The organism is Actinoallomurus acaciae (assembly GCF_042429965.1).
In the GTDB taxonomy this organism is placed as follows: domain Bacteria; phylum Actinomycetota; class Actinomycetes; order Streptosporangiales; family Streptosporangiaceae; genus Actinoallomurus; species Actinoallomurus acaciae.
Genome location: NZ_JBHLZP010000088.1, coordinates 1 through 22252 on the forward strand (window position 1 = coordinate 1; position 22252 = coordinate 22252).

Annotated in this window: 20 protein-coding genes; 4 read left to right on the forward strand and 16 right to left on the reverse strand. The window is 71.5% G+C overall.

The window, feature by feature from the left end; genetic code table 11:
* Nucleotides 1-369: 369 nt before the first annotated feature.
* Nucleotides 370-714, forward strand: a complete 345-nt coding sequence (locus ACFFNX_RS14565; RefSeq protein ID WP_378201007.1) for a PLD nuclease N-terminal domain-containing protein — start codon at nt 370-372, stop codon at nt 712-714.
* 63 nt (nt 715-777) lie between these two features.
* Here ACFFNX_RS14565 and ACFFNX_RS14570 read toward each other — a convergent pair whose 3' ends face one another.
* The 7 genes from ACFFNX_RS14570 to ACFFNX_RS14600 all read right to left on the reverse strand — a co-directional run bounded on the left by ACFFNX_RS14570 (nt 778) and on the right by ACFFNX_RS14600 (nt 7654).
* Nucleotides 778-1953, reverse strand: a complete 1176-nt coding sequence (locus ACFFNX_RS14570; protein WP_378201010.1) for a L,D-transpeptidase — start codon at nt 1951-1953, stop codon at nt 778-780.
* Nucleotides 1954-2031: 78 nt separating this feature from the next.
* A complete protein-coding gene (ccsB, locus tag ACFFNX_RS14575; protein WP_378201013.1) occupies nt 2032-3000 on the reverse strand; it encodes a c-type cytochrome biogenesis protein CcsB in 969 nt (322 codons plus the stop codon).
* An 8-nt stretch (nt 3001-3008) separates the two neighbouring features.
* Entirely contained in the window at nt 3009-4592 is a 1584-nt protein-coding gene (gene resB, locus ACFFNX_RS14580; protein WP_378201016.1) for a cytochrome c biogenesis protein ResB, read from the reverse strand.
* Nucleotides 4593-5324: a cytochrome c biogenesis CcdA family protein gene (locus ACFFNX_RS14585; RefSeq protein ID WP_378201019.1), complete on the reverse strand. Its 732-nt coding sequence runs from the start codon at nt 5322-5324 to the stop codon at nt 4593-4595. It lies immediately after the preceding gene.
* 7 nt (nt 5325-5331) lie between these two features.
* A complete protein-coding gene (locus tag ACFFNX_RS14590) occupies nt 5332-5907 on the reverse strand; it encodes a TlpA family protein disulfide reductase (protein WP_378201022.1) in 576 nt (191 codons plus the stop codon).
* A 49-nt stretch (nt 5908-5956) separates the two neighbouring features.
* Complete coding sequence (locus tag ACFFNX_RS14595) at nt 5957-6589, reverse strand: histidine phosphatase family protein (RefSeq protein WP_378201025.1); 633 nt, start codon at nt 6587-6589, stop codon at nt 5957-5959.
* 120 nt (nt 6590-6709) lie between these two features.
* Nucleotides 6710-7654, reverse strand: coding sequence for a LysR family transcriptional regulator (locus ACFFNX_RS14600; protein ID WP_378201028.1), 945 nt, complete (start codon nt 7652-7654; stop codon nt 6710-6712).
* A 73-nt stretch (nt 7655-7727) separates the two neighbouring features.
* Here ACFFNX_RS14600 and ACFFNX_RS14605 point away from each other — a divergent pair, with 73 nt between their 5' ends.
* From ACFFNX_RS14605 to ACFFNX_RS14615, 3 genes are read left to right on the forward strand one after another with little or no spacing between them, the layout of a single operon-like run.
* Nucleotides 7728-8627, forward strand: coding sequence for an EamA family transporter (locus tag ACFFNX_RS14605; protein ID WP_378201031.1), 900 nt, complete (start codon nt 7728-7730; stop codon nt 8625-8627).
* Nucleotides 8624-9502: a 4-hydroxy-tetrahydrodipicolinate synthase gene (dapA, locus tag ACFFNX_RS14610; RefSeq protein WP_378201034.1), complete on the forward strand. Its 879-nt coding sequence runs from the start codon at nt 8624-8626 to the stop codon at nt 9500-9502. Before ACFFNX_RS14605 ends, dapA begins: the two co-directional genes overlap by 4 nt.
* Nucleotides 9499-10416 (forward strand): TIGR03619 family F420-dependent LLM class oxidoreductase, encoded by a 918-nt coding sequence (locus ACFFNX_RS14615; protein WP_378201037.1) that lies wholly within the window; start codon nt 9499-9501, stop codon nt 10414-10416. Before dapA ends, ACFFNX_RS14615 begins: the two co-directional genes overlap by 4 nt.
* Before the next feature lie 23 nt (nt 10417-10439).
* Here ACFFNX_RS14615 and ACFFNX_RS14620 read toward each other — a convergent pair whose 3' ends face one another.
* The 9 genes from ACFFNX_RS14620 to ACFFNX_RS14660 form a co-directional block, all read right to left on the reverse strand.
* Nucleotides 10440-13196, reverse strand: a complete 2757-nt coding sequence (locus tag ACFFNX_RS14620) for a DUF6924 domain-containing protein (protein ID WP_378201040.1) — start codon at nt 13194-13196, stop codon at nt 10440-10442.
* Nucleotides 13197-13364: 168 nt separating this feature from the next.
* Complete coding sequence (hemL, locus tag ACFFNX_RS14625; protein ID WP_378201043.1) at nt 13365-14654, reverse strand: glutamate-1-semialdehyde 2,1-aminomutase; 1290 nt, start codon at nt 14652-14654, stop codon at nt 13365-13367.
* Nucleotides 14655-14731: 77 nt separating this feature from the next.
* The gene (locus ACFFNX_RS14630; protein WP_378201046.1) at nt 14732-15322 is read right to left on the reverse strand and encodes a bifunctional DNA primase/polymerase; all 591 of its coding nucleotides are present in this window, start codon (nt 15320-15322) and stop codon (nt 14732-14734) included.
* Nucleotides 15323-15658: 336 nt separating this feature from the next.
* Complete coding sequence (gene hemB, locus ACFFNX_RS14635) at nt 15659-16648, reverse strand: porphobilinogen synthase (protein ID WP_378201049.1); 990 nt, start codon at nt 16646-16648, stop codon at nt 15659-15661.
* A gap of 21 nt (nt 16649-16669) precedes the next feature.
* Nucleotides 16670-18133: a bifunctional uroporphyrinogen-III C-methyltransferase/uroporphyrinogen-III synthase gene (locus tag ACFFNX_RS14640; protein WP_378201058.1), complete on the reverse strand. Its 1464-nt coding sequence runs from the start codon at nt 18131-18133 to the stop codon at nt 16670-16672.
* Nucleotides 18134-18264: 131 nt separating this feature from the next.
* Nucleotides 18265-19137, reverse strand: coding sequence for a hydroxymethylbilane synthase (hemC, locus tag ACFFNX_RS14645; RefSeq protein ID WP_378201061.1), 873 nt, complete (start codon nt 19135-19137; stop codon nt 18265-18267).
* A 29-nt stretch (nt 19138-19166) separates the two neighbouring features.
* Nucleotides 19167-20435, reverse strand: coding sequence for a glutamyl-tRNA reductase (locus tag ACFFNX_RS14650; RefSeq protein WP_378201052.1), 1269 nt, complete (start codon nt 20433-20435; stop codon nt 19167-19169).
* A gap of 342 nt (nt 20436-20777) precedes the next feature.
* Nucleotides 20778-21482 (reverse strand): redox-sensing transcriptional repressor Rex, encoded by a 705-nt coding sequence (locus ACFFNX_RS14655; RefSeq protein ID WP_378201055.1) that lies wholly within the window; start codon nt 21480-21482, stop codon nt 20778-20780.
* A 276-nt stretch (nt 21483-21758) separates the two neighbouring features.
* Nucleotides 21759-22004: a glutaredoxin family protein gene (locus ACFFNX_RS14660; RefSeq protein ID WP_378201064.1), complete on the reverse strand. Its 246-nt coding sequence runs from the start codon at nt 22002-22004 to the stop codon at nt 21759-21761.
* Nucleotides 22005-22252 lie beyond the last annotated feature (248 nt).

A 22252-nucleotide genomic window follows, 5' to 3' on the forward strand; every position in this document is an offset into this window, starting at 1 on the left:
GCCGGGGTCGCCCGACGGCGGCCTCGGACGTACGGTCGGGCCCGCCGGCGTCCTTGGGCCGGCGATGCCGCCCGCGGCTGTCCGTGGCCGTCGCCTCGGCCTGACGGCGGTTCCCCCGATAGCGCATCGAACGCCCTCTCAGCCCATCAGCGCCCCGCGGCCGCCCGCCGGGACCGTCCAGGCCTGTAGCGTAAGCCTCGCCCCATGACCGCGTCATCTCCGCGTATGGGCGCCCGTGACGGGCGGGCGGAGAGGCGGGCAGGCCAGGGCGCCCACACCCCGGTTTCGGCCGGGACCGCGGGCCCGTGCGGAAGGCCCGGAGCGGCCACCGGGGGTTCGGCGCTTGCGTGCCCGAGCTAGTCTGCGAAGATGCTCGTCCTTGCCGCCGTGCTCATCCTGGTCGCACTCGGCATCTGGCTCTTCTGCCTCTTCGAGGTGCTGTCGACCAATGAGGGCCAAACTCGCCATCTGCCGAAATTCGCCTGGTTTCTCATCGTGCTGCTCGGCTTCGAACTCGGTGCGGTCGCCTGGCTCCTGTTCGGGCGACGCCGGGGTTTCGTCACCGCCGACGTGACCGCCTGGCCACCGGACTTCCTCCTCTCGGGTGAGGGTTCCCGAGGCGAGCCGGCGGCGCCCGCCCCGCTCGGACCCGACGACGATCCGGAGTTCCTCCGCCAGCTCGACCGCCGGCTCCGCGGCGACGACCAGGACTGATCCCCACAAAGAAAACCGCCCCGGCGACATCGTCGCCGGGGCGGTTCGCTGGGAGGCGGAGGATCAGTGCGGCAGAGCGCTGCCCTTCAGCCAGGTGTTCCACGACAGGGTCCAGTACGTCCAGCCGTTGCCCTGCTCGTTGACGAGGTGGCGGTTCGTGCCGGTCACGTCCACCACGTCGCCGCGCTGGGCGATGTTGTAGAACCAGCGGGCGCCGGTCGGCGAGGTGCGGACGCAGCCGTGGCTGACGTTGCTGTGGCCCAGCGCGTAGTACTCACCCGGGCTCTGGTGGACGTACTCGCCGCGGTCGCTGATGCGGACGGCCAGCGGGATGTCCTCGGAGTAGTAGCCCGGGTCGCCCTTCTTACGGCCCGGCGACACCATGTGCACCATCGGCGCCTTCTCCTTGGTGAGATGGATGCCGCTGGTGGTGGTGTACTCCTGGGTCGTCCCCATGCCCATGCTGATCGGGAACTTCTTCACCGTGCCGTCGTGGTCGACCTTCATGTAATGGGTCTTGGAGTTGGCGACGGTGATGTTGGAGGCGCCGATCTTGAAGGACTTGGTGACGTCCGTCGTGCCGTAGACGCCCTTCAGCCCGCGCACGCCCGCCAGGTGGGCGGTGAACGTGACGTTCTGGTGCGGCTGCCAGTACTTCTGGGTGCGATACACCACCTGCGTGTCCGACGTCCAGCGCCACGCGCCCACGTCGCCCTTGTCGGACTTGACCTCCAGGGCCTTCTCCACGAACGCGCGGTTGGCGATCGCCCGGCTGAACGTCACGATGATCGGCATGCCCACGCCGACCGTCTCCTTCGGCATCGGCGTCACGTCGCTGATGCCGAAGGTCTGCGTGGCCTTCTGCAGGGTGAACCGGCTCGCGGCGCTGACGGACTTGCCCTTGGTGTCCTTCGCCGTGGCGTTGACCGAATAGGCGGCGCCCGGCTTCAGCGTCCAGGTGGACTTCCACTGCGTGTGGTCGGCGTTGAAGGAGCCGGCGACCGCCTGGCCGGCCTGCGTCGCGTCGACCTGATCGAGCTTCCCGCCCGACGAGGTGACCGTGATGCCCTGGTCGGGCCTGGCCTTCCCGTCGCCGTTCGCCGGCAGAATCCGCACTTGCGCGTCGGGACCCTTGGTGCCGTCCTTGCCGTTCGTGCCCGCCTCGCTGCTCTGGCACGCGCACGCACCCGCCAGCATCGCCGCCATGATCAACGCGGCAGCCGACCGCCTGTTACTCACCCGAGTCCTCCCAGCTTTTGCCCACGACGGATGAGACGCACCACGTGCGTAAAATGTTTGCCACTTGGGGTTAGAAAATCACCCGGCGTACGAGTGCAACCCCGTTACCAGGTAGTTGATTCCAAAGAAGTTGAACAGCAGGCAGGCGAAGGCGATCAGCGAGACGAACGCCGCCTTACGGCCTCGCCAGCCGGCGGTCGCGCGGGCGTGCAGGTACCCGGCGTATCCCACCCAGGTGATGAACGACCAGGTCTCCTTGGGGTCCCAGCCCCAGTAGGTGCCCCACGCGGAGTCGGCCCAGATCGCCCCGGCGATGATCGCGAAGGTCCAGATCGGGAACGCGAACATGATCGCCCGGTGCGCCACCGTGTCGAGCGCCGGCATGGCCGGAACCCTTGAGAGGATCCCGCCCGGGCGTACCGCGACGAAGGACTTGACCAGATACAGCACGGTCGCGACGCCGGCCACCGTGAACGTCCCCGTGGCGGTCACCGCGGCGGTCACGTGGATGGCGATCCAGTACGAGTGCAGGGCCGGCCGGAGCGGGCCCGGGTCGTTGTAGAGCCAGAGCACGGCGATGCCGAGCGCGAGCACGACGGCGACCATGAGGAACGGGCCCAGCCAGTTGATCTTGTAGCGCCAGAGCATCACGAGGTAGACGGTGACCGCGGCGAACGAGATCGCGGACACGAACTCGTACATGTTGCCCCAGGGCACCCGGTCGGCCGCCATCCCCCGCGTGACGATCTCCGCGCCGTGCAGGCCCCAGGCGACGACGTTCATGAGGATGGCGAACCGGCCCCAGTCGATCTGGCGCCGCCCGCTCTCGGGCTCGTCCGCGGCCTCCTCGGCGTCGGCCTCGGCCTCGTCGGTCTCCGGTCCGCCCGCCCCGACCAGCACCCGTGGGCGGTCGGCGGGCACCTCGGCGTCGGCCCGGCGGTGCACGAACGCGAGCTCGGCGGCGTACGCGACCATGGTCACGACGTAGACCAGCACGGCGCCGAGCATCAGCTGATTGCTCAGGCTCGCCAGATGGGTGTCGACCATGGTCGTCGTCACTCCTCGTCAGGGGTTGGGGGAGCGGCCTCGCGGAGCCGCTCGGCGATCGCGTCGAACTCCGGCGTGACGCCGCCAAGAGTCAGGCCACCGACCTCGACCACCGTACGCCCGCCCTCTCCGGCCCGTGCACGGACCCACACCCTGCGGCGCCGTACGAGGAAGGAGGTGATGATGGCGAAGATCGCGGTGATCGCGGCGACGAGCGCGGGCACGCGCCCGGGGTCGTGGTTGACCTGGATGGTGATGTACTGCCGGTAGCCGTTGAAGGTGATCGAACCGGCGCCGCCGGGCAGGGTCTCGGTCTTGCCGACCGCCAGCGGTTTGACCTGGTCGCCCATCAGCAGCGGCTTCAGTTTGGCGGTGTCGAGCCGGTACACCGACTGCGGAGCGCCGTTGGACAGGCCCAGGTCGCCCTTGAAGGCGAAGAGCGCCACCTGGGGGTTCCAGGCCGCCGGGAAGGCCGAGGTGACCTTGCCCTGCGCGTCGGGGACGGCGGTGGGCCAGAACAGCCCGATGAAGCCGAGCTGGTCCGGCTGGGCGTCGGGCACCTTGACGACGCCCTCGGAGGCGTACGTCGCCTCGTTCATCGGCAGGAACGGCACCGCGCCCTGGTAGGCGACCTGCCCCTTGCCGTCGCGGACCGTGAACTCCGGCGCGTAGCCGTGGCCGAGCAGGTAGACGCGGGCGCCGTCGACGTCGAGCGGGTGGTTGACCTGCAGGTCGTACGGCCGCACCGACGACTTGAGGTCCTTCTGGTAGCGGACCTTGGCCGAGAACTCGATCGGCTGCCCGCGGTTGGGGCCGTCGGGCAGGTACGCGGCCTTGAACGAGTCGAGCCAGACGGTGAACGGCGGCAGGTGGGAGGAGGAGAAGGCCCGCCCGTTCTTGAAGGCGTCATAGGAGGTCAGCGCGTTGGAGAAGCCCTCGCCCTCGGTCACGATGACGTTGCCCTTGTAGCCGAACGCCGACCCGAATCCCACCGCGAACAGCAGCACCAGCAGCGCCAGGTGGAAGACCAGGTTGCCGGTCTCTCTCAGGTAGCCCTTCTCGGCCGCGACGTGGTCGTCGTGGGAGTCGACGCGGAACCGCCGGTCCTTCAGCACCGTCGCGGCCTCGGCCAGCACCTCGTCCGGCGCCGCCTCGGTCTCGTACGTGGCGGTCTGCGGCAGCCGGGCGAGGTTGCGCGGCGCCTTCGGCGGCCGGGACCGGATGTGCTGGTAGTGCTGCCAGGACCGCGGCAGCACGCAGCCGGCGAGCGAGATGAACAGCAGGATGTAGATCGCCGCGAACCACGGCGCCGAGAAGACGTCGAAGAGCGACAGCTTGTCCATCACCGGCGCGAGGGTCTTGTGGTCCTCGAAGAACTGGCTGACCTTCTCCGGCGCCAGCCCGCGCTGGGGCAGGAACGACCCGGGCACCGTGCCGAGCGCGACCAGGAACAGCAGCACGAGGGCCGTGCGCATCGAGGTCAGCTGCCGCCATCCCCAGCGCAGCCAGCCGAGCAGGCCGATGCCCACGGGCCGTTCGCGCGGGGCCTGGGGCGAGGTCTGCGCCTCGGGGGCGTCCGTGCTCGTCGTCAATCAGATCACCGTCTTGAAGCCGGATACCCAGCCTTGCATCTTGATCGTCAGGTCGGCCCAGGCGCCGGTGACCAGGAGCAGCCCGATCGCGACGAGCATCCCCCCGCCGACGCGCATCACGGCCTGGTAGTGCCGCTTGACGAAGCCGAACGCGCCCAGCGCCCGCCGATAGGCCAGCGCGGTGAGCAGGAACGGCACGCCCAGCCCCAGACAGTACGCGAAGGACAGCAGCGCTCCGCGCGTGGCGCTCGCCTCGTTGTAGGCCATGGCCTGGACCGCCGCCAGGGTCGGCCCGATGCAGGGCGTCCAGCCGAGGCCGAACAGCATGCCCAGCAGCGGCGCGCCCGCCACCCCGGCGGCCGGGAGGCGGCTCGACTTCACCGTGCGCTGCAGCCCCGGGATGAACCCCATGAACGCCAGGCCGAGCACGACCGTGACCGCGCCGAGGACCCGGGTGAGCACGGTCGCGTGCCGCTGGAGCAGCGCGCCGAAGCCGCCGAAGGCCAGCCCGGCGCTGACGAACACCACCGTGAACCCCAGCACGAACAGGGCCACCCCCAGCAGCAGCCGCCCGCGCCGTTGCACGGCGAGGTCGGCGCCGGTCATGCCGGTGACGTAGGACAGGTAACCGGGCACCAGCGGCAGCACGCACGGGGACAGGAACGACACGAGCCCGGCCGCCGCCGCGACCGGGACGGCGAGCACGAGGGAACCGCTGACGACCGTGCTCACGGGGCGATCACTTCTCCGCCGCCAGGCGGGTGACGATGTCCCTCAGCGAGGTGTAGGCGACGCTGCCGATGGCGCGGGCCGCGATCTGGCCCTTGCGGTCGATGATGAGGGTGGAGGGCACGGCGTTGGGCGGGATGTCGCGGAACGCCAGCGCGATCTGCCCCGCCTGGTCGTACAGGCTGGGGTAAGTGATCTTGTAGGTGCGCAGGAACGCCTGGGCGTTGTCCTTGCCGTCCTTGATGTCCACGCCGACGAACTGCACGCCGGAGGCCTTGGTCTCGTCGTAGACCTTCTGCATCGTGGGCGCCTCGGAGCGGCAGGGCGCGCACCACGACGCCCAGAAGTTCACGACGACGATCTTGCCGGTGTAGTCCGACAGCTTGAACGGCCTGCCGTCGAGCGTGGTGCCCTGAACCGCGGGCGCGGGCTTGCGGTTCTTGACGATCTCGCTGACGTTGTCGCCGGCGACATAGCGCGAGTCACCCGCACCCGGGCCGTTCTGCACGGCCGAGGCGCCGGCGCAGCCCGCGAGAACGCCGCCGAGAAGGACCACGGCAGGCACGGTCAGCACACGTCGGATCACGGTGAGACTCCTACTACTACAGGGCGTAGTACTTATTGTGCCCGAGGGGTCAGGCGCCGGGCACATTGGGGCGCCGCGACAGCGCCCCCGCCGGCTCTGCGTAGTCGACCTTGACGATGCGACCGTCGTCGTAGGTGACGCTCGTGACGCTGGCCAGACCGCACTGGCGCCGGGCCGGGTGGTGCCACAGCGGGCGGCCCTCGACCTTGCGGCGGGTCACCCAGATGGGCAGTTGGTGACTGACGCAGACCGCCTCATGGCCTTCGGCCGCGTCGCGCACGTCGGCCATGGCGGCCAGCATGCGCCGGGCGATCTGCTCGTAGGGCTCGCCCCAGGAGGGGCGAAAGGGATTCCAGAGGTACGGCCAGTGCTGGGGACGGCTCAGCGACCCGTCACCGACCCCGAACGTGTGGCCCTCGAAGTGGTTGCCGGCCTCGATCAGCCGTTCGTCGGTGCCGACCGGAAGGTGGAGCGTCTCGGCGATCGGCTCCGCCGTCTCCTGCGCGCGTTCCATGGGCGAGGAGCACAACACGGTGATGTCACGCCCGTCGAGCCACTTGGCGGCCGCGTCGGCCATGAGCCGCCCGTCGTCGCTGAGGTGATAGCCCGGCAGGCGTCCGTACAGCACCCCTTCGGGGTTGTACACCTCGCCGTGGCGCAGCAGATGGACGATGGTCTTCATGGCGCGCCCAAGACTACCGGGCGGCGCGGGCGCACGGACCAGGCGGGTGGCGCGCCTTGGTGAAGTCTTCCTCACCCCGCTCCCCGGGACCACCGCCCCGAACCGAGCTCACCGCGCTCGTCAGGCGGTTCCGACCAGCGGGCGGTCGAGTTCGACGGCGGGGTCGATGAGGGCGGGAGCGCACGCCTGGAGGGCGGAGAGCGCGGCGCGGATGGCCGGGCGGCGGGCGGCCTCGGCGCGCCAGATCGCGTACACGTGCCGGGTCAGCGCCGGCCGGACCGGGATGACCCGGACGCCGTCCGGGATGTCGCAGCGGCCCAGACGAGGGATGACGGCGACGCCGAGGCCGGCGTCGACCAGCGCGAGCTGGGTGGCGTACTCATCCGCGGTGTGGTCGATGCGGGGTTCGAGGTCGACCGAGCGGAGCGTGTGGACCAGCCAGTCACGGCAGATCGCGCCCGGCGACTGGGCGATCCAGGAGTCCTCGTGCAGCTCGCCGAGGTCGATCACCGGACGATCGGCGAACGGGTGGCCCGCGGGCAGCGCCACGTCCGCGACGTCGTCGACCACGGCCTCCTTGAGCAACCCCTCCGGAATGGCGAGCGGCACGTTGAACCAGTCCTGCACGACCGCGAGGTCGACCTCCCCGCGGACGGCCAGCGGCACGGCCGCCTGGGGTTCGTGCTCGCGCAGGCACACGCGCAGGCGTGGATGCTCGCGGCCCATGGCGCGCAGCGCCGGCGGCAGCAGGCCACGCGCCGCGGTGGGGAACGCCGCCACGGCCAGCTCTCCGACGACCTGGCCGCGCTGGGCCTCCAGGTCGGACTCGGCCGCCTCGACCATCGCGAGGATGCGCTCCGCGTGCGACGCCAGCAGTTCGGCGGCGTCAGTCAGGCGCACGCCGCGCCCGTAACGTTCGAGCAGCTTGTGCCCTGTCTCCCGTTCGAGCTTGGCGACCTGCTGGGAGACGGCGGAGGTGGTGACGTGCAGGACGTCGGCGGCGGCGCTCACCGACCCGTACGTGGCAACCGCGCTGAGGGCGCGCAGACGGTCGAGATCGAGCATAAAGCGATACTACACATATGTCTTAATAAATAGTCGCTTGTCCTAAACTTTTGGCGAGCGGAGCATCAGGCGTATGAGACCTCGCCACGTGGCGGTCGCGGTGATGATCGCCGCGATCTGGGGCGTCAACTTCGTCGTCATCGACGTCGGGCTCGCATCGCTGCCGCCGCTGCTCTTCGCCGGCCTGCGGTTCGTCGCCGCCGCCTTCCCCGCCCTCCTGTTCGTCCGCCGTCCCGCGATCCCGTGGCGCTGGTTCCTGCTCATCGGGCTGCCGCTGGGCGTCGGGCAGTTCGGGCTGCTGTTCATCAGCATGCACATGGGCATGCCGGCCGGACTGTCCTCGCTGGTGCTACAGACGCAGGCCCTGTTCACCGCGCTGTTCGCGGCCGTGATGCTGCGCGAGCGCCCGCGCCGGGCGCAGGCCGCCGGCATGGTCGTCGCCTTCGCCGGCATCGGTCTGATCGGCCTGTCGCTCGGCCAGGGCGGCACGCTGTTCGCGTTCGCGCTGTGCCTCGCGGCGGCCGGCATGTGGGGGCTCGCCAACATCGGCCTGCGCACGGCCGGGCCGCAGGACGCGTTCGCGTTCATGATCTGGGTCAGCCTCGTGCCGCCCCTCCCCCTGCTCGGCCTGTCCCTGATCTTCGAGGGGCCCCACGCGGACGCGCACGCGCTCGCCCACATCTCCCTCGGCGGCCTGGGCGCGCTCGGCTACGTCGCCTACATCTCGACGCTGGTCGGCTTCGGGTTCTGGGGCTGGCTGATGCGCCGGTACGACGCCGGGCAGGTCGCGATGTACTCCCTGCTCGTGCCGCCGTTCGGGATGTCCTCGGCGGCGCTGTTCCTGGGCGAGCGGATCACCGTCGCGGACGCGGTCGCGGCCCTGCTCATCGTCGGCGGCGTCGCGCTCGGCAGCGTCCGGCGCCGCCGCGCCGCCGCCCCGGACGGCGTCCCGCAGCCGGCGGGCGTCCGATGAACGGCGTTCACGTCCCGCTCGTCACCCCGTTCACCAAGAGCGGGACGGTCGACGTGCCTTCGCTGGAACGTCTCGCGCACCACGTCCTCGGCCAGGGCGCGGCCGGCCTGGTCGCGCTGGGCACGACCGGCGAGGCGCCGATGCTGACCGGCGCCGAGAGCCGTACCGTCATCGAGGTCTGCCGCCGGGTCGGCGACGCGTACGGCACGCCGCTGACCGTCGGCACGGGAACGGCCGGCACGGACGAGTCCGTACGTCAGGCGAGGGAACGCGCCGAGGCGGCCGACCTGCTCCTCGCGGTCGTGCCCTACTACCTGCGTCCCACCGACGAGGGCGTGATCGAGCACTTCGCGGCGGTCGGCGCCGCGGCCGGCGTCCCCCTCATCGTCTACAACGTCCCGTACCGCACCGGGAAGACGCTGCGCGCCGAGACCCTGCTCGCGCTGCTGGCCGCCGAGCACGTCGCGGGCGTCAAGCACTGTCCCGGATCCGTCGACGCCGACACGCTGACCCTGCTCGCCGGCGGCCGCGACGTGCTGTGCGGCGACGACGCCTTCCTGTACCCGATGCTCGCGCTGGGCGCGGCCGGTGGGATCTCGGCGTCCGGCAACGTCGCCCCGGCCGCACTCGCCGCGGTGGTCTCGGCCGTACGTGCCGGGGACGCCGAGCGTGCGCGGACGCTGCATTGTTCGCTGCTGCCGCTGGTCCGCGCCCTGTTCGCCGAGCCGTCGCCGACCGTCATCAAGGCGGTGCTGGCCGAGCGGGGCCTGATCGCCCACCCGGGCGTACGAGCGCCGCTGCGGGCCCCGGCCGCGGACTCGCTCGCCGCGGCGATGGACGCCCTGGCCGCGTTGGACGCAGGATGGGCTCCATGAAGATCGGATTCGGTGCCCCGGTCGCGGGCGCATGGGCCGGCCCGGACAACCTCGGATACTTCGCCGGCCGGGCCGAGGAGCTCGGTTACCACGCGCTGTGGTCGTTCCACCGCCTGCTGACGCCGGCGGACAAGGACGCGATGGCGCCGGTCTACCGCAGCGTCCTGGACCCGCTCGGCGCGCTGACCTTCGCCGCCGCCCGGTCCTCCCGGATCCGGCTCGGCGTCGCCGTGCTCAACCTGCCGTTCGTGTCGCCGGCCTACCTCGCCAAGCAGGCGGCCACCCTGGACGTCCTGTCGGGCGGACGGCTCGACCTGGGTCTGGGTACCGGCTGGCAGCGCGAGGAGTTCACCGCCAGCGGCGCGTCGATCGAACGCCGTGGCGCCCGCGCCGAGGAGTACGTCGCCGCGCTGCACACGCTCTGGACGGACGAGGTCAGCTCCTACGAGGGCGAGTTCTACACGATCTCACCGAGCCGGATGGCCCCCAAGCCGGTGCAAAGGCCCGGCCCGCCGGTGCTCCTGGGCGGCACCGCCGAAGGCGCCCTGAAGCGCGCCGGGCGCCTGGGCGCGGGCTGGATCAGCCGCAGCGCCACCGACCTGACCAAGATCCACGCGCAGATCGCCGTCGTACGGAACGCGGCCGCGGAGGCCGGCCGGGACCCGGACGCCGTGCGCGTCGTGGTCCGCGGCGTCGTACGGGCCGGCGACGAACAGCGGGACGAGGCCGGCGGACGCGTCCGCCTGACCGGCACGTACGAGCAGATCCGCGAGGACGTCGAATGGCTCGGCGAGCAGGGCGTCACCGAGCTGTTCTACGACCTCAACTGGGATCCCCTCGTCGGCGACCCGGAGGTGACCCCGGAGTCGGCCACCGCGCGGGCCAAGGAGATCCTGGAGGCCCTCGCCCCCTGAGCCACCGGCCCCGGCGCGGGTCGTCACCACACCATGCGCTCGTACACCCCGTCACCGGCGAAGTCCTCGAAGTCCATGTTGCCGAGGCCGAGGTTCGTACTGATCTCCACGGCCGCGTCGGGTCGCACGCGGAACTGCGTGACGAAGTCCTCCTCGTCCTCCTCGAAGGGCTCGCCGTCCCACTCGGTCGACACGGCCAGCAGCGGATGATCCGCCTCGCGCATCGTGGTGCCGTCGGCGACGAAGACCACCTCCGGCAGGTCCGGGCCGGACCGGGCCGCGCGGACGGCCTGGAGCACCCGCTCGGCCGGGGTGTCGGCGTACCTGGGGTCGGAGATCAGGAAGGGCTCCACCGGCGCATCGTCCACCGACGGCGTCCGCAGTCCCTCGGTCACCCTGCCCCAGGCGTCCTCGTCGGTGAAGTCCGTACGGACCACGAACGGGTCCATGCCGTCGTACCCCTCGGCCGTCAGCGGCGACTCGGCCGGGGGCGCCGCGGACGGTGACCGCGACGGTGGCAGGACGCCGCCGAGCAGGTCGCCCCCGAGCCCGGCGGCGCTGGGGACCACCCCGGACGTGCGGAACACCAGCTCGTGGCGGTGCAACGGGTGGGTGATCTCGTCCAGCGCGGCGGCGACCTCCGCCACCTTCGTCCCCTTGAGACGGCGCGGGTCGTCCCGCAGTTCGGACACGAGCGCGCCGTCCCGATGGACGGTGAACGTCCCCCCGTAGCCGCCCCCGCCGGGCGGCTGGTGCAGGGCCACCACCGAAGCCGAGGGCGCCAGCTCCCCCACCGGCAGGTCGGGGTCGTCACTGACGAGAAGAACGTCCGGCCCCACGGCGATCGCCGCCACCACGTTCCCCGCGTCCGGATGTGCGGCGTCCCGGTCCTGTTGGAGCCGGCGCCACGTGGCCCGCACCACCGAGTCTCGCGGGACCCCGGTTCGCTCGAGTACCTCCTGCGGGGTGCTCTGTCTCACCACCGCGACGCAGTAGCCGCGGCCATTCCCGGCCAGGGCGCCGAACCAGGCGGCCAGGTCCTCGTTCTGCGGTATCGCCGGCTCACGCACCGGGGCCGGCACCATCGAGCGACCGGCGGACGCCCATACGACGGCCCCCGCGTCGTCACGGAGCTCCGCCGCGCCGCGCACGAGGACGAGTTCGGTGCCCGGCCCGGCGATCTGTTCCACCACCGTGCCGTCCAGGGCCCGCGAGCGCAGGAACCCGTCGTCGTCGAGCACCAGGACGTTCTCCTGCTTGTAGAAGCGGTCCCAGTGCGAGGTCCGCCCCCGCCAGATGATGCGCGCGACGCGACCGTTGTGGAACAGCACGGTGGACCTGTCGGCGCTGGTCAGCGACTGACCGTCCAGGCTTTCGCCCCGGCGCATCGTCGATCCCCGGGCCGTCCGGCGGTGACCGGTTCCCACCCCCGCGGGCACCCGGGGGACGCCCGTACTCCAGACCACGGCGCCGTCCGCGCCGGTCAGGGCCAGCTCACCGCTGTCGCGCATCTCCAGCCGCCGTACGCCGAGCCACCCCGTGCCCGTGCTCCACACCTGGTTGCCGTGGTGGTCCCAGGCCACGAGGTCACCGTCGGGCCCCAGGCAGACCTGGCTCGATCCCGGCGAGCCGCTGATCCACACCCGCTCCCGCGTGACGTTGTCCCGTACCGCGAACGACGGTCCGTACACCGAGTGCAGCACCGTGAACCGCCCCGACGGCGAGGTCAGGGACTCCATCGACAGCCCACCGCCCAGCGGCAGCCACGATCCTCCAGGCCGCCATTCCTCCGAAGGCGCCGGGGCCTGCTCGGGCGGCGGTGCCTGCGGTGCCGACCCGACACGGGTGCCTCGGTAGGCGACCGGGGCGTGGCCCGCGCGCTGGCGGTGGCCGACGAAACCGCCGCCCGCGGCGGCCAGGAACCGGACGGCCTCGAGTTGCAGGTGCGGAGATCCGTCGTTGTCGGTGATGTCAAGGCGGTAGCGGTCATAAGGCCCCGGCTCGGCGATCCGGTACACCCTGGCCTGGTGCCGCTCGGCGAACGACTGCCCGGAGCGGACATCGAGGGTGCGCCACACGTGCCCGTCCGCTGAGCCGCGCAGCGTCCACGCCGCCGGGTCGCGATCAGGCGCGTCATTGGCGGAGCTGAGAACGTACCGATCCACCACGACCGGCAGGGCCAGCCGGAATTCCAGGGACGCGCGCCGGTACGGTGCGAACCACTTGCTCGCCGACGCGTCCACGAGGTTCGTGGCCACCTCGCCCGCGCCGCGATGCTCGGCGCTGGCCCACACGCCGCTCACCAGGTCGCTCACGTCAGCGTTACCGGACGGGCTCGCCGAACGCAGCACGATCGAGCAGGAACCGCCCGATCGGTCGTGCCAGGCCACCCACCGGACGGGCGTCTCGCCGCCGTCGTCGATCAGCACCCGCAGCCGTCCCGCCGGGCGCGGGCCCCCGGCCTCCTCGACCTCGGTGTCGAACTCATACCCGGGAGCCTCGTCCGCCCGCCCCGGCGGGTCATCGCGTTCGCCCCGCACCTCCACCACGTCACCGCCGGTCGTATGGCGATGGCCGTAACAGCTCGCCATGTCCGGCGAGAGGCCCACGGAGAACCGCACGCCGTCCTCGGTGCCCCAGGACAGCTGCGCCGGTGCCACGCCCTCACCGTCGCTCACCCGCACCAGCAGCCGTGAAGCAGGCCGCCACTCCGCGGAGTCCCCCGCCCGCCACCACGTCCGGAACGCGAACGTGGACGCCTCATCCGACACCGGCCGCACAGCCTCTCCTCAGCAACCACGCGCCGGGAATGGCCGCCCGGCGACACACGGCGGGACGCGACCACGGCACGTGCCCCTGTCCGTCGTTCGCCGAGTCCCTATAGGGGGATACGGCTACCGCCGTGGATGGTTCATCCGCGCGGGGATCACGCCCCGCCGGACGGGGCCTCAGGCCTCCGCGGCGGCTCTCGCCGCGTACGGCATGGCGTCGGCGATGCGTTCCAGGGCCGCGTCGTCGTGCGCCGACGACAGGAACCACGCCTCGTACGACGACGGGGGCAGGTAGACCCCGTGCTCCAGCGCGGCGTGGAAGAACGCCGCGTAGCGCCGGGTGTCCTGGCGCTGAGCGGCGGCGAAGTCACGCACCTCGCCGTCGGCGAAGAAGATCGAGAACAGGTTGCCCGCGACCTGGAGCCGGTGCGGCACGCCCTCCTTGGCCAGCGCGGCGGTCGCCAGACCCGCCACCGTCTCCGCCGCACGGTCGACCCGGGCGTACGCCTCGTCGGTCGCGCCGCGCAGCGTGGCGAGGCCCGCCGCCGTGGCCAGCGGGTTCCCCGACAGCGTGCCGGCCTGGTAGACCGGGCCGGCCGGGGCCAGCTTCGCCATGATGTCGGCCCGGCCGCCGAACGCCGCCGCAGGCAGCCCGCCGCCCATGACCTTCCCGAACGTCACCAGGTCGCCGGCCACGCCGTCGACGCCGTACCAGCCCGACCGCGACACGCGGAAGCCGGTCAGCACCTCGTCCATGATCAACAGCGCGCCGTACTGCGCGCAGAGGCCCTTGAGCCGCAGGTTGAAGTCGTCGAGCGGCGGCACGATGCCCATGTTCGCCGGGCACGCCTCGGTGATGACGCAGGCGATCTCGTCGCCGTGGGCGGCGAAGGCCTCTTCGACCGCGGCCAGGTCGTTGTAGCCGAGCACGATGGTGTCCGCGGTGGCCGCGCCGGTGACGCCCGGCGAGTCGGGCAGGCCGAACGTCGCCACGCCCGAGCCGGCCGACGCCAGCAGGCCGTCGGAGTGGCCGTGGTAGCAGCCGGAGAACTTCACGATCTTGGATCGGCCGGTGAAGCCGCGCGCCAGCCGGATCGCCGACATGGTGGCCTCGGTGCCGGAGCTGACGAGCCGGACCTGCTCGACCGGCGTCCGCGCGACGATCTCCTCGGCCAGTTCGACCTCACCCCGGGTGGGCGCGCCGTACGACGTGCCGAGCGCGGCGGCGCGCTGTACGGCCTCCACCACGGCCGGGTGCGCGTGGCCGAGGATCATCGGCCCCCACGAGCAGACGAGGTCGACGTACTCGTTGCCGTCGGCGTCGGTGAGGTACGGCCCACGAGCGGACGCGATGAAACGCGGCGTCCCGCCGACGGCGCGGAAGGCGCGCACGGGCGAGTTGACGCCGCCCGGCACGACCGCGCCCGCCCGCGTGAACAGTTCCTGCGAAATCCGATCCGAAGTCACGTCGTCGAGTCTTCCAGACCGGAATCCGGCGGGTGACGGTACCCGCTCCAGGGGTCGCCCCCCGGAGCGGCACCGCGTTATTCGCAGACGTCCACGAGGATCTCCAGGACGCGCAGGGGGTCGGGCAGCGCGGCGTTCTCGGGGAAGGCCACCCAGCTCACCTCGCGGCCGGAGGGCAGCGCCGACGGCGGCGCCACGACGTAGCTGTCGCGGCAGTGCCAGCGCATGCCCGGCGTCTCCTCGACGCTCTCGGGCACGGTGTCGAGGTGGCAGGACCACCACTCGTCCTCGTCCTCCGGCGCCCCCCGCGTCGCGACGAAGAACAGGTAGCGCTCATCGCCCATCGCGGCGACCGGCCCGACCGGCACGTCGTCGCGCTCCATGCGGGCCAGCGCGAGCCGTCCGGACTCCGCGGGCACGTCGAAGACGTCGAAGACCCGGCCGGTCGGCAGGATGATGTTCGCCTCGGGCGTGGCGTTCCACCACTGGCCGACGCGGTCGGTGTCGACCGTGGCCTGCAGCTTCCATACCTGCGACGACGGATGAGCGCCCGGCGACGGGCAGCCGATCCGGTCGCACGAGCAGGCGCGCGTCCGGTCGGTGGCCGGATGCGCGCCGGGACAACAGGGCCAGCCGAGGGCCGCGTACTCCTGGGCCGCGGTCCCCATGTGCACTTTTTGTCGCTTCCCCGACTGTTTGCCGGAATTCCTGCCACCAGACCGCGCGACGGACTTCTTGACGGATGTGTCCAACATCGCTCCCCCTCCACCCTCTTACCTTCGATGATGACCTGACGGCCTGCGAGAGGTCGCGACAACCCCGGGATAGCCGCGAACACGTGATCTGAGCGCCGTGCCTGGCGGGGGCCTCATAGCCGCTTGAGAGCGGCGCGATAGGGCGGCTCGCGACGATGAGGGGAACGCTCTGGGCTCGGGTCGTCACGGAGGCCGACCCGGCCTCTCAGCGGCCCTCGGCCCGGTGCCGCGGCGTACGCTCGGCGGCCGTCAACGGTGAGAGAGCGAGCGGGCGACCTCGGTGGCCCAGTAGGTCAAGATGATGTCCGCGCCGGCCCGGCGGATCGAGGTCAGCGTCTCGTCGATGATGCGCCCGCGGTCCACCCACCCCTGGGCGGCGGCCGCCTCGACCATGGCGTACTCACCGCTGACCTGGTACGCCGCGACCGGAACGCGGACCGCCTCGCGGACCCGGCGGACGATGTCGAGGTAGGTCATCGCGGGCTTGACCATGACCATGTCGGCGCCCTCGTCGAGGTCGAGGAACACCTCGCGCAGGGACTCCTCGGCGTTGGCCGGGTCCTGCTGGTACGCCGCGCGGTCGCCGAACCGGGGCGCGCACTCGGCCGCGTCACGGAACGGGCCGTAGAAGGCCGAGGCGTACTTCACGGCGTACGCCATGACCGACGTCCCGGAGTAGCCGGCCTTGTCCAGGGCGGCGCGGATCGTCCCGACCTGCCCGTCCATCATGCCGCTGGGCGCGACGACCTCGGCGCCGGCCGCGGCCTGCGCCTCCGCGATCGAGGCGTAGCGCTCCAGCGTCGCGTCGTTGTCCACCTCGCCGGAGGAGGTGAGGATGCCGCAGTGCCCGTGGTCGGTGTACTCGTCGAGGCACAGGTCGGCCATGACCACGGTCGCGTCGCCGACCTCCGCCGACAGGTCGCGCAGGGCCTTTTGCACGATGCCCGCCGGGTCGTCCGCGCCCGAGCCCCGGCCGTCCTTGACCGCCGGGATGCCGAACAGGATCAGTCCGCCGACCCCGGCCTCCGCGGCGTCGTGCGCGGCCTTGCGCAGGGTGTCCCGCGTGTGCTGGACCACACCCGGCATCGAGGCGATCGGCTGCGGCTCGGCGATGCCCTCCTTGACGAAGAGCGGCTGTACGAGGTCGCTCGGCCGTACCTGGGCCTCGGCGACCAGCCGGCGCATCGCGGGGGTTCGGCGAAGCCGCCGGGGCCGTACGACGGGGAACTGCGCGGACACTACGACCTTCTCTCGAGCAGGCTACTTTCGGCGACGCGCTCCGCGCCGCATCTCACTGGGCTTGCGCAGCGGGTCGCCGGCCTCGACCTGAGCGGCCCGGCGCTTGGCACCGTACTCCGCCAGTGCCTCGGCCAGGGCACTGGCCGACGGTTTGTCCGCGGTCACGTCGACGCGCAGGCCGTACTCCTCGGCCGTCTTGGCCGTCTGCGGGCCGATCACGGCGATGACGGTGACGTTGTGCGGCTTGCCGGCGATGCCGATGAGGTTGCGGACCGTCGAGGACGAGGTGAACAACACGGCGTCGAACCCGCCGCCCTTGATCGACTCACGGATCGGCTGCGGCGGCGGCGCGGCGCGTACGGTGCGGTAGGCCGTGACGTCGTCGCACTCCCAGCCCAGCTCGGTCAGGCCGGCGACGAGCGTCTCGGTGGCGATGTCGGCGCGCGGCAGCAGCACCCGGTTGATCGGGTCCAGGTCCTTGTCGTACGGCGGCCAGACCTCCAGGAGCCCCTCGGAGGACTGCTGGCCGCTCGGCATGAGGTCCGGCCGTACGCCGAACTCCACCAGCGACGCGGCGGTCTGCTCGCCGACCGCGGCGACCTTGAGGCCGGCGAAGGCACGGGCGTCCAGGCCGTACTGCTCGAACCGCTCGCGCACGGCGCGCACGGCGTTGGCCGAGGTGAACACGACCCACTCGTAACGCCCGGTGACGAGACCCTTAACGGCACGTTCCATCTGTTGCGGAGTGCGCGGGGGCTCGACGGAGATCGTCGGCACCTCCTCGGGCACCGCGCCGTACGAGCGGAGCTGTTCCGACAGCGAGGCGGCCTGCTCCTTGGTGCGCGGCACGAGCACCCGCCAGCCGAACAGTGGCTTGGTCTCGAACCAGGCGAGCTTGTCGTGCCAGCCGACGACGTCGCCGACGACGATCAGGGCGGGCTCGTCGAGATTCTTGGCGGCCGAGGCCACGCGGGCGAGCGTGGAGGCCACGGTGTACTGCTCGGTCGTGGTGCCCATGGAGGTGACCGCGACGGGCGTGCTGTCGGGCCGGCCGGCGGCGATCAGGCCCTTGGCCACCTCACCGATGGTGTTCTCGGCGCCGAGGATCACCAAGGTCGCGGCGCCGGAGTAGGCGCTCCAGTCGACGCCGCCCTCCTGGGCGTCGACCACCGTGACGTCGCGGTGCTTGCCGTCGGTCAGCGGGATGCCGGTGTAGCCGGGCACGCCGGTGATCGCCGAGATGCCGGGGACGATCTCGAACGGGACGTTCGCCCTGACACAGGCCCTGGCCTCATCGGACAGCACCGACCCGACGCCCGGGTCGCCGAGGAACACCCGCGCCACCAGACCGGCCGAGCGGGCCAGGGTGACCGGGTTGACCGTGCCGGGCTCGACGATCTCCGCGGCCGGGTTGAAGTGCTCGCGGAACCGCGAGGCCGTCGCCTCGTGCACCACGATGACGTCGGCCGCGCCGAGCAATCGCATGGCCCGCAGCGTTAGCAGCTCCGGGTCTCCCGGGCCGACACCGACAAAGGCCACCTTGCCCGGCTGCCCGGCCGGCTTCCTGCCGGTACGGGACGCGCCGCTCGCGGCGGCCGGGCTCTTGCTCGCGGGGCTCAAGATACGCGCTCCCCCATCAACTGGTCGGCCCCCTTGGCGATCATCCGGGTCGCGAGGTCGCGTCCCAGCCGCTCGGCCAGGTCAGGGTGGCCGCTTTCGGACAATCGGACTTGTCGTTCACCGTCGTACCCGGCAACGACTCCGATCAGATGCAGTGTTCTGTCTTCCAAAGCAGCGTATGCGCCCACCGGGGCGGAACAGCCTGCCTCAAGCTCGGCGAGCAGGGCCCGTTCGGCGGTCACCGCCACGCGGCTCGCGTGATCGTCGAGGGTCGCCAGGATCTCCAGGAGATCGGTGCGGTCGGCCCGGCACTCGACCGCCAGGGCCCCCTGGCCGGGCGCCGGCAGCATCTGGTCCGGCTCGAAGATCTCCGAAACCGCGTCCAGCCGGTTGATCCTCGTCAGCCCGGAGTAGGCGAGCACGATCGCGTCGAACTCGCCGGAGGTCACCTTGCGCAGGCGTGTGTCGGCGTTGCCGCGGATCGGCACGACCTCCAGGTCGTGCCGGAGTGCGCGCAGCTGGGCCATGCGGCGCGGTGACCCGGTGCCGATCCGCGCGCCTCGCGGCAGGTCGGCCAGTTTCGCCTCGCCGCACAGGGCGTCGCGGGGGTCGTCACGGGCCGGCACGGCGGCCAGGACGATGCCTTCGGCGGGCCCCGTCGGCAGGTCCTTCAGCGAATGGACGGCGAAGTCGACCTCGCCGTCGAGCACCTTCTGGCGCAGCGCGCCGACGAACACGCCCGTGCCGCCGATCTGCGCCAGGTTGGCCTTGGAGACGTCGCCCTCGGTCGTGACGCCCACGAGCTCGACCTCATGGCCGGTGCGCTCGGTCAGGGCGTCGGCGACCAGGCCCGACTGCGTCATCGCCATCAGGCTGCGGCGCGTCCCCAGAGTGAGTCTCACAGAACGTCCTCCGCCCGGATCACGGCCTCCGGCGCCTTGGGATCGAGATCGAACAGCTCGCGCAGGGCCTCGGTGTAGGTGTCGCCGCCCGGCGACGCGGCCAGCTCCTTGACGCGCACGGTCGGCGCGTGCAGCAGCTTGTCGACGACACGGCGTACGGTCTGGGCGATCTCGTCGCGCGCCTTGTCGTCCAGACCCGGCAGACGCCCGCCGAGCCGGTCCAGCTCGGAGTCGACCACCTCGGCCGCCTTGCTGCGCAGCGCCACCACGGTCGGCGCGACGGTCGCCGCGATCAGGCCGAGCTGGAACGCCTGGGCCTCCTCGCAGACGATCCGGCGGACGGCCTCGATGTCACCGGCGGCCGGGGCGTCGTCGGCGTCGCGCAGGTCGTCCAGGGCGACCAGGGTGACGTCCGGCAGGTCGCGTACGGCCGGGTCCACGTCGTGCGGCAGCGCCAGGTCCAGCAGGAACGCCGGTCCGTCGATCACGTCCGGCGTGATCACCAGGCCGGTGGCACCCGTACAGGAGACGACGATGTCGGCCTCGGAGATCGCCGCGGGCAGGTCGGCCAGCTCGATCGCCCGCGCCGGCACGTCGGCCGAACGCGCCAGGTGCGCGCCGCGGTCGTAGGTGCGGTTGGCGATCACGATCTCGCCGATGCCCCCGCGGGCGAGGGTCGCGACCGCCAGGCCGCTCATCGACCCGGCGCCCACGACGAGCGCGCGCCGGCCCTCGAGTGAACCGGCCCGGCTCAGCCCCACGCTGACCAGCGAGGCGCCGGCCCGATCGATGCCGGTCTCGTTGCGCGCCCGCTTGCCGACCCGCAGCGCCTGTTGCACGAGCTCGTTGAGGGCCCGGTCGACGGTGCCGTTCGCCTGGGCGATCTTGAGCGCGGTGCGCAGCTGGCCGAGGATCTGGCCCTCTCCGACGACCATCGAGTCGAGCCCGCAGGCCACGGAGAAGATGTGCTGGACCGCGCGTTCTTCGTAGTGGACGTAGAGGTGCTTGGACAGCTCGTCCAGCGGCACGTCGGAGTGGCGCGAGAGCAGCTCGGAGATCGAGGAGACACCGGCGTGGAACTTCTCGACGTCGGCGTAGACCTCGATCCGGTTGCACGTCGAGACGACGACGACACCGTCCACGTTCGTGACCTGGTGCACGTCGTGCAGGAGCTTGTCCAGCCCGTCACCGCTGACCGCGGCCCGCTCCAGCAGCGTGACGGGGGCGCTGCGGTGACTCAGCCCGACGACGAGGACGCTGCTCATGAATCCTCCTTCGTCGGAGGGGCGATCCGGAGCGCGCGTTCACTGACTCGTTCGCTCCGCTCACTCATGAATCCTCCCTCGCCGGAGGGACGATCCGGAGCGCGCGTTCACTGACTCGTTCGCTCCGCTCACTCATGAATCCTCCCTCGCCGGAGGGGCGACCCGGAGCGCGCGTTCACTGACTCGTTCGCTCCGCTCACTCATGAGCCCTCCCTCGCCGGAGGGGCGACCCGGAGCGTGTGTTCACCGGTTCGCTCGCTCCGCCCGCTCATGAGGCCCCCTCGCAAGTCCGGTCCGCTTCGGCGGGCCGTGCTTTCGCGGCTGTTGACGTGCTGGTACCGCTCATTGGCCCTCTACCGCCTCGAGATACTCCTCTTCCACGCCGCCCGGCCCACCGGCCTTGCGCTGCTCGTGGAACGCGAGAATCTGTAGCTCAATCGACAGGTCGACCTTACGCACATCGACACTGTCGGGTACAGAAAGAACGACAGGGGCGAAATTGAGGATGCTCGTCACCCCTGACGCCACCACTCTGTCGCAGACCGGTTGCGCCGCGGCCGCGGGGACGGCCAGGACGGCGATGGATATGCCGTTGTCCTTGATGACCGTCTCGAGATCGTCGATGTGCTCGACGGTCAGGCCGGCGATCACCTCGCCGACGATCCCCGGCTCGGCGTCCATCAGCGCGGCCATGCGGAACCCGCGCGAGGCGAACCCGCCGTACCCGGCCAGCGCACGACCCAGGTTACCGATACCGACGATCGCGACCGCCCAGTCCTGGGTCAGTCCGAGTTCGCGGGAGATCTGGTAGACGAGGTATTCCACCTCGTATCCGACGCCGCGGGTTCCGTAGGAACCCAGGTGGGAGAGATCCTTGCGGAGTTTGGCGGAGTTGACGCCGGCGGCGGCGGCCAGTTCTTCGGAGGACACGGTGGCGACACCGCGTTCGGCCAGGACGTGCAGCGCGCGAAGGTAGACCGGAAGCCGGGCCACGGTCGCCTCTGGGATGCCGCGGTTCCGTTCACCGAGGGTGGATCGACGGGTCACAGGCCTGCTTTTCCGGGGTTCGACACGCGGTCGATCCCGTATGGTGCCTGGGCCACACGGCGAACGAACCGCCTGGACTCCCTCCAGATTAAGCCCTTGTGAACACGCGCACAAAGTCGGGAGCCGGACGCACGGCCGCCGGAGAGGTCGTGACCGGTCCGGATTGCCCAGCTCACGCGGGTCTCGCGAGGAACCCCCACACTTTTCAAGTCATGCCCGCCACGAGTGGCGATGTGACCGAACAGACATCCAATGGGCCGAATCCGGCCGCTCCGGTCAGGTCGCGAGGGCCGTGCGCAGGCGACGCTCGTCGACCCGCCAGAAGTCGTGCTGGACGCCGTCGACGAACGTCACCGGGATCTGGTCCCAGTAGAGGCGCGTGTCCTCCTCCGAGGCGGTGATGTCGCGTTCTTCCCAGGTCACGCCGAGTTCACCGGCGACCTTCTCGATCACCGCACGGGCGTCGTCGCACAGGTGGCAGCCGGGCTTGCCGAGCAGGAGGATGCGCGCGTCATCGGCCATGGGGCCAGCGTAGAGGCCGCGACGGGCCGCCCTGCCCACCACCCTGCCCGCCACCCGGACCACCGCTCGCTCCCCCGCCGTTCCTTCCACCGGGACCCCCACGCCCTCCGCGTCCTCCACCACTGGGTCCTCCACCACCGCGTCCTCCACCACCGGGTCCCCCGCCACCGGGCCCACCGCGCCCGCCCGGTCCCCCGGGTCCGCCACGCCCACTCGGGCCGCCGCGTTCGCCCGGTCCTCCGGGCCCG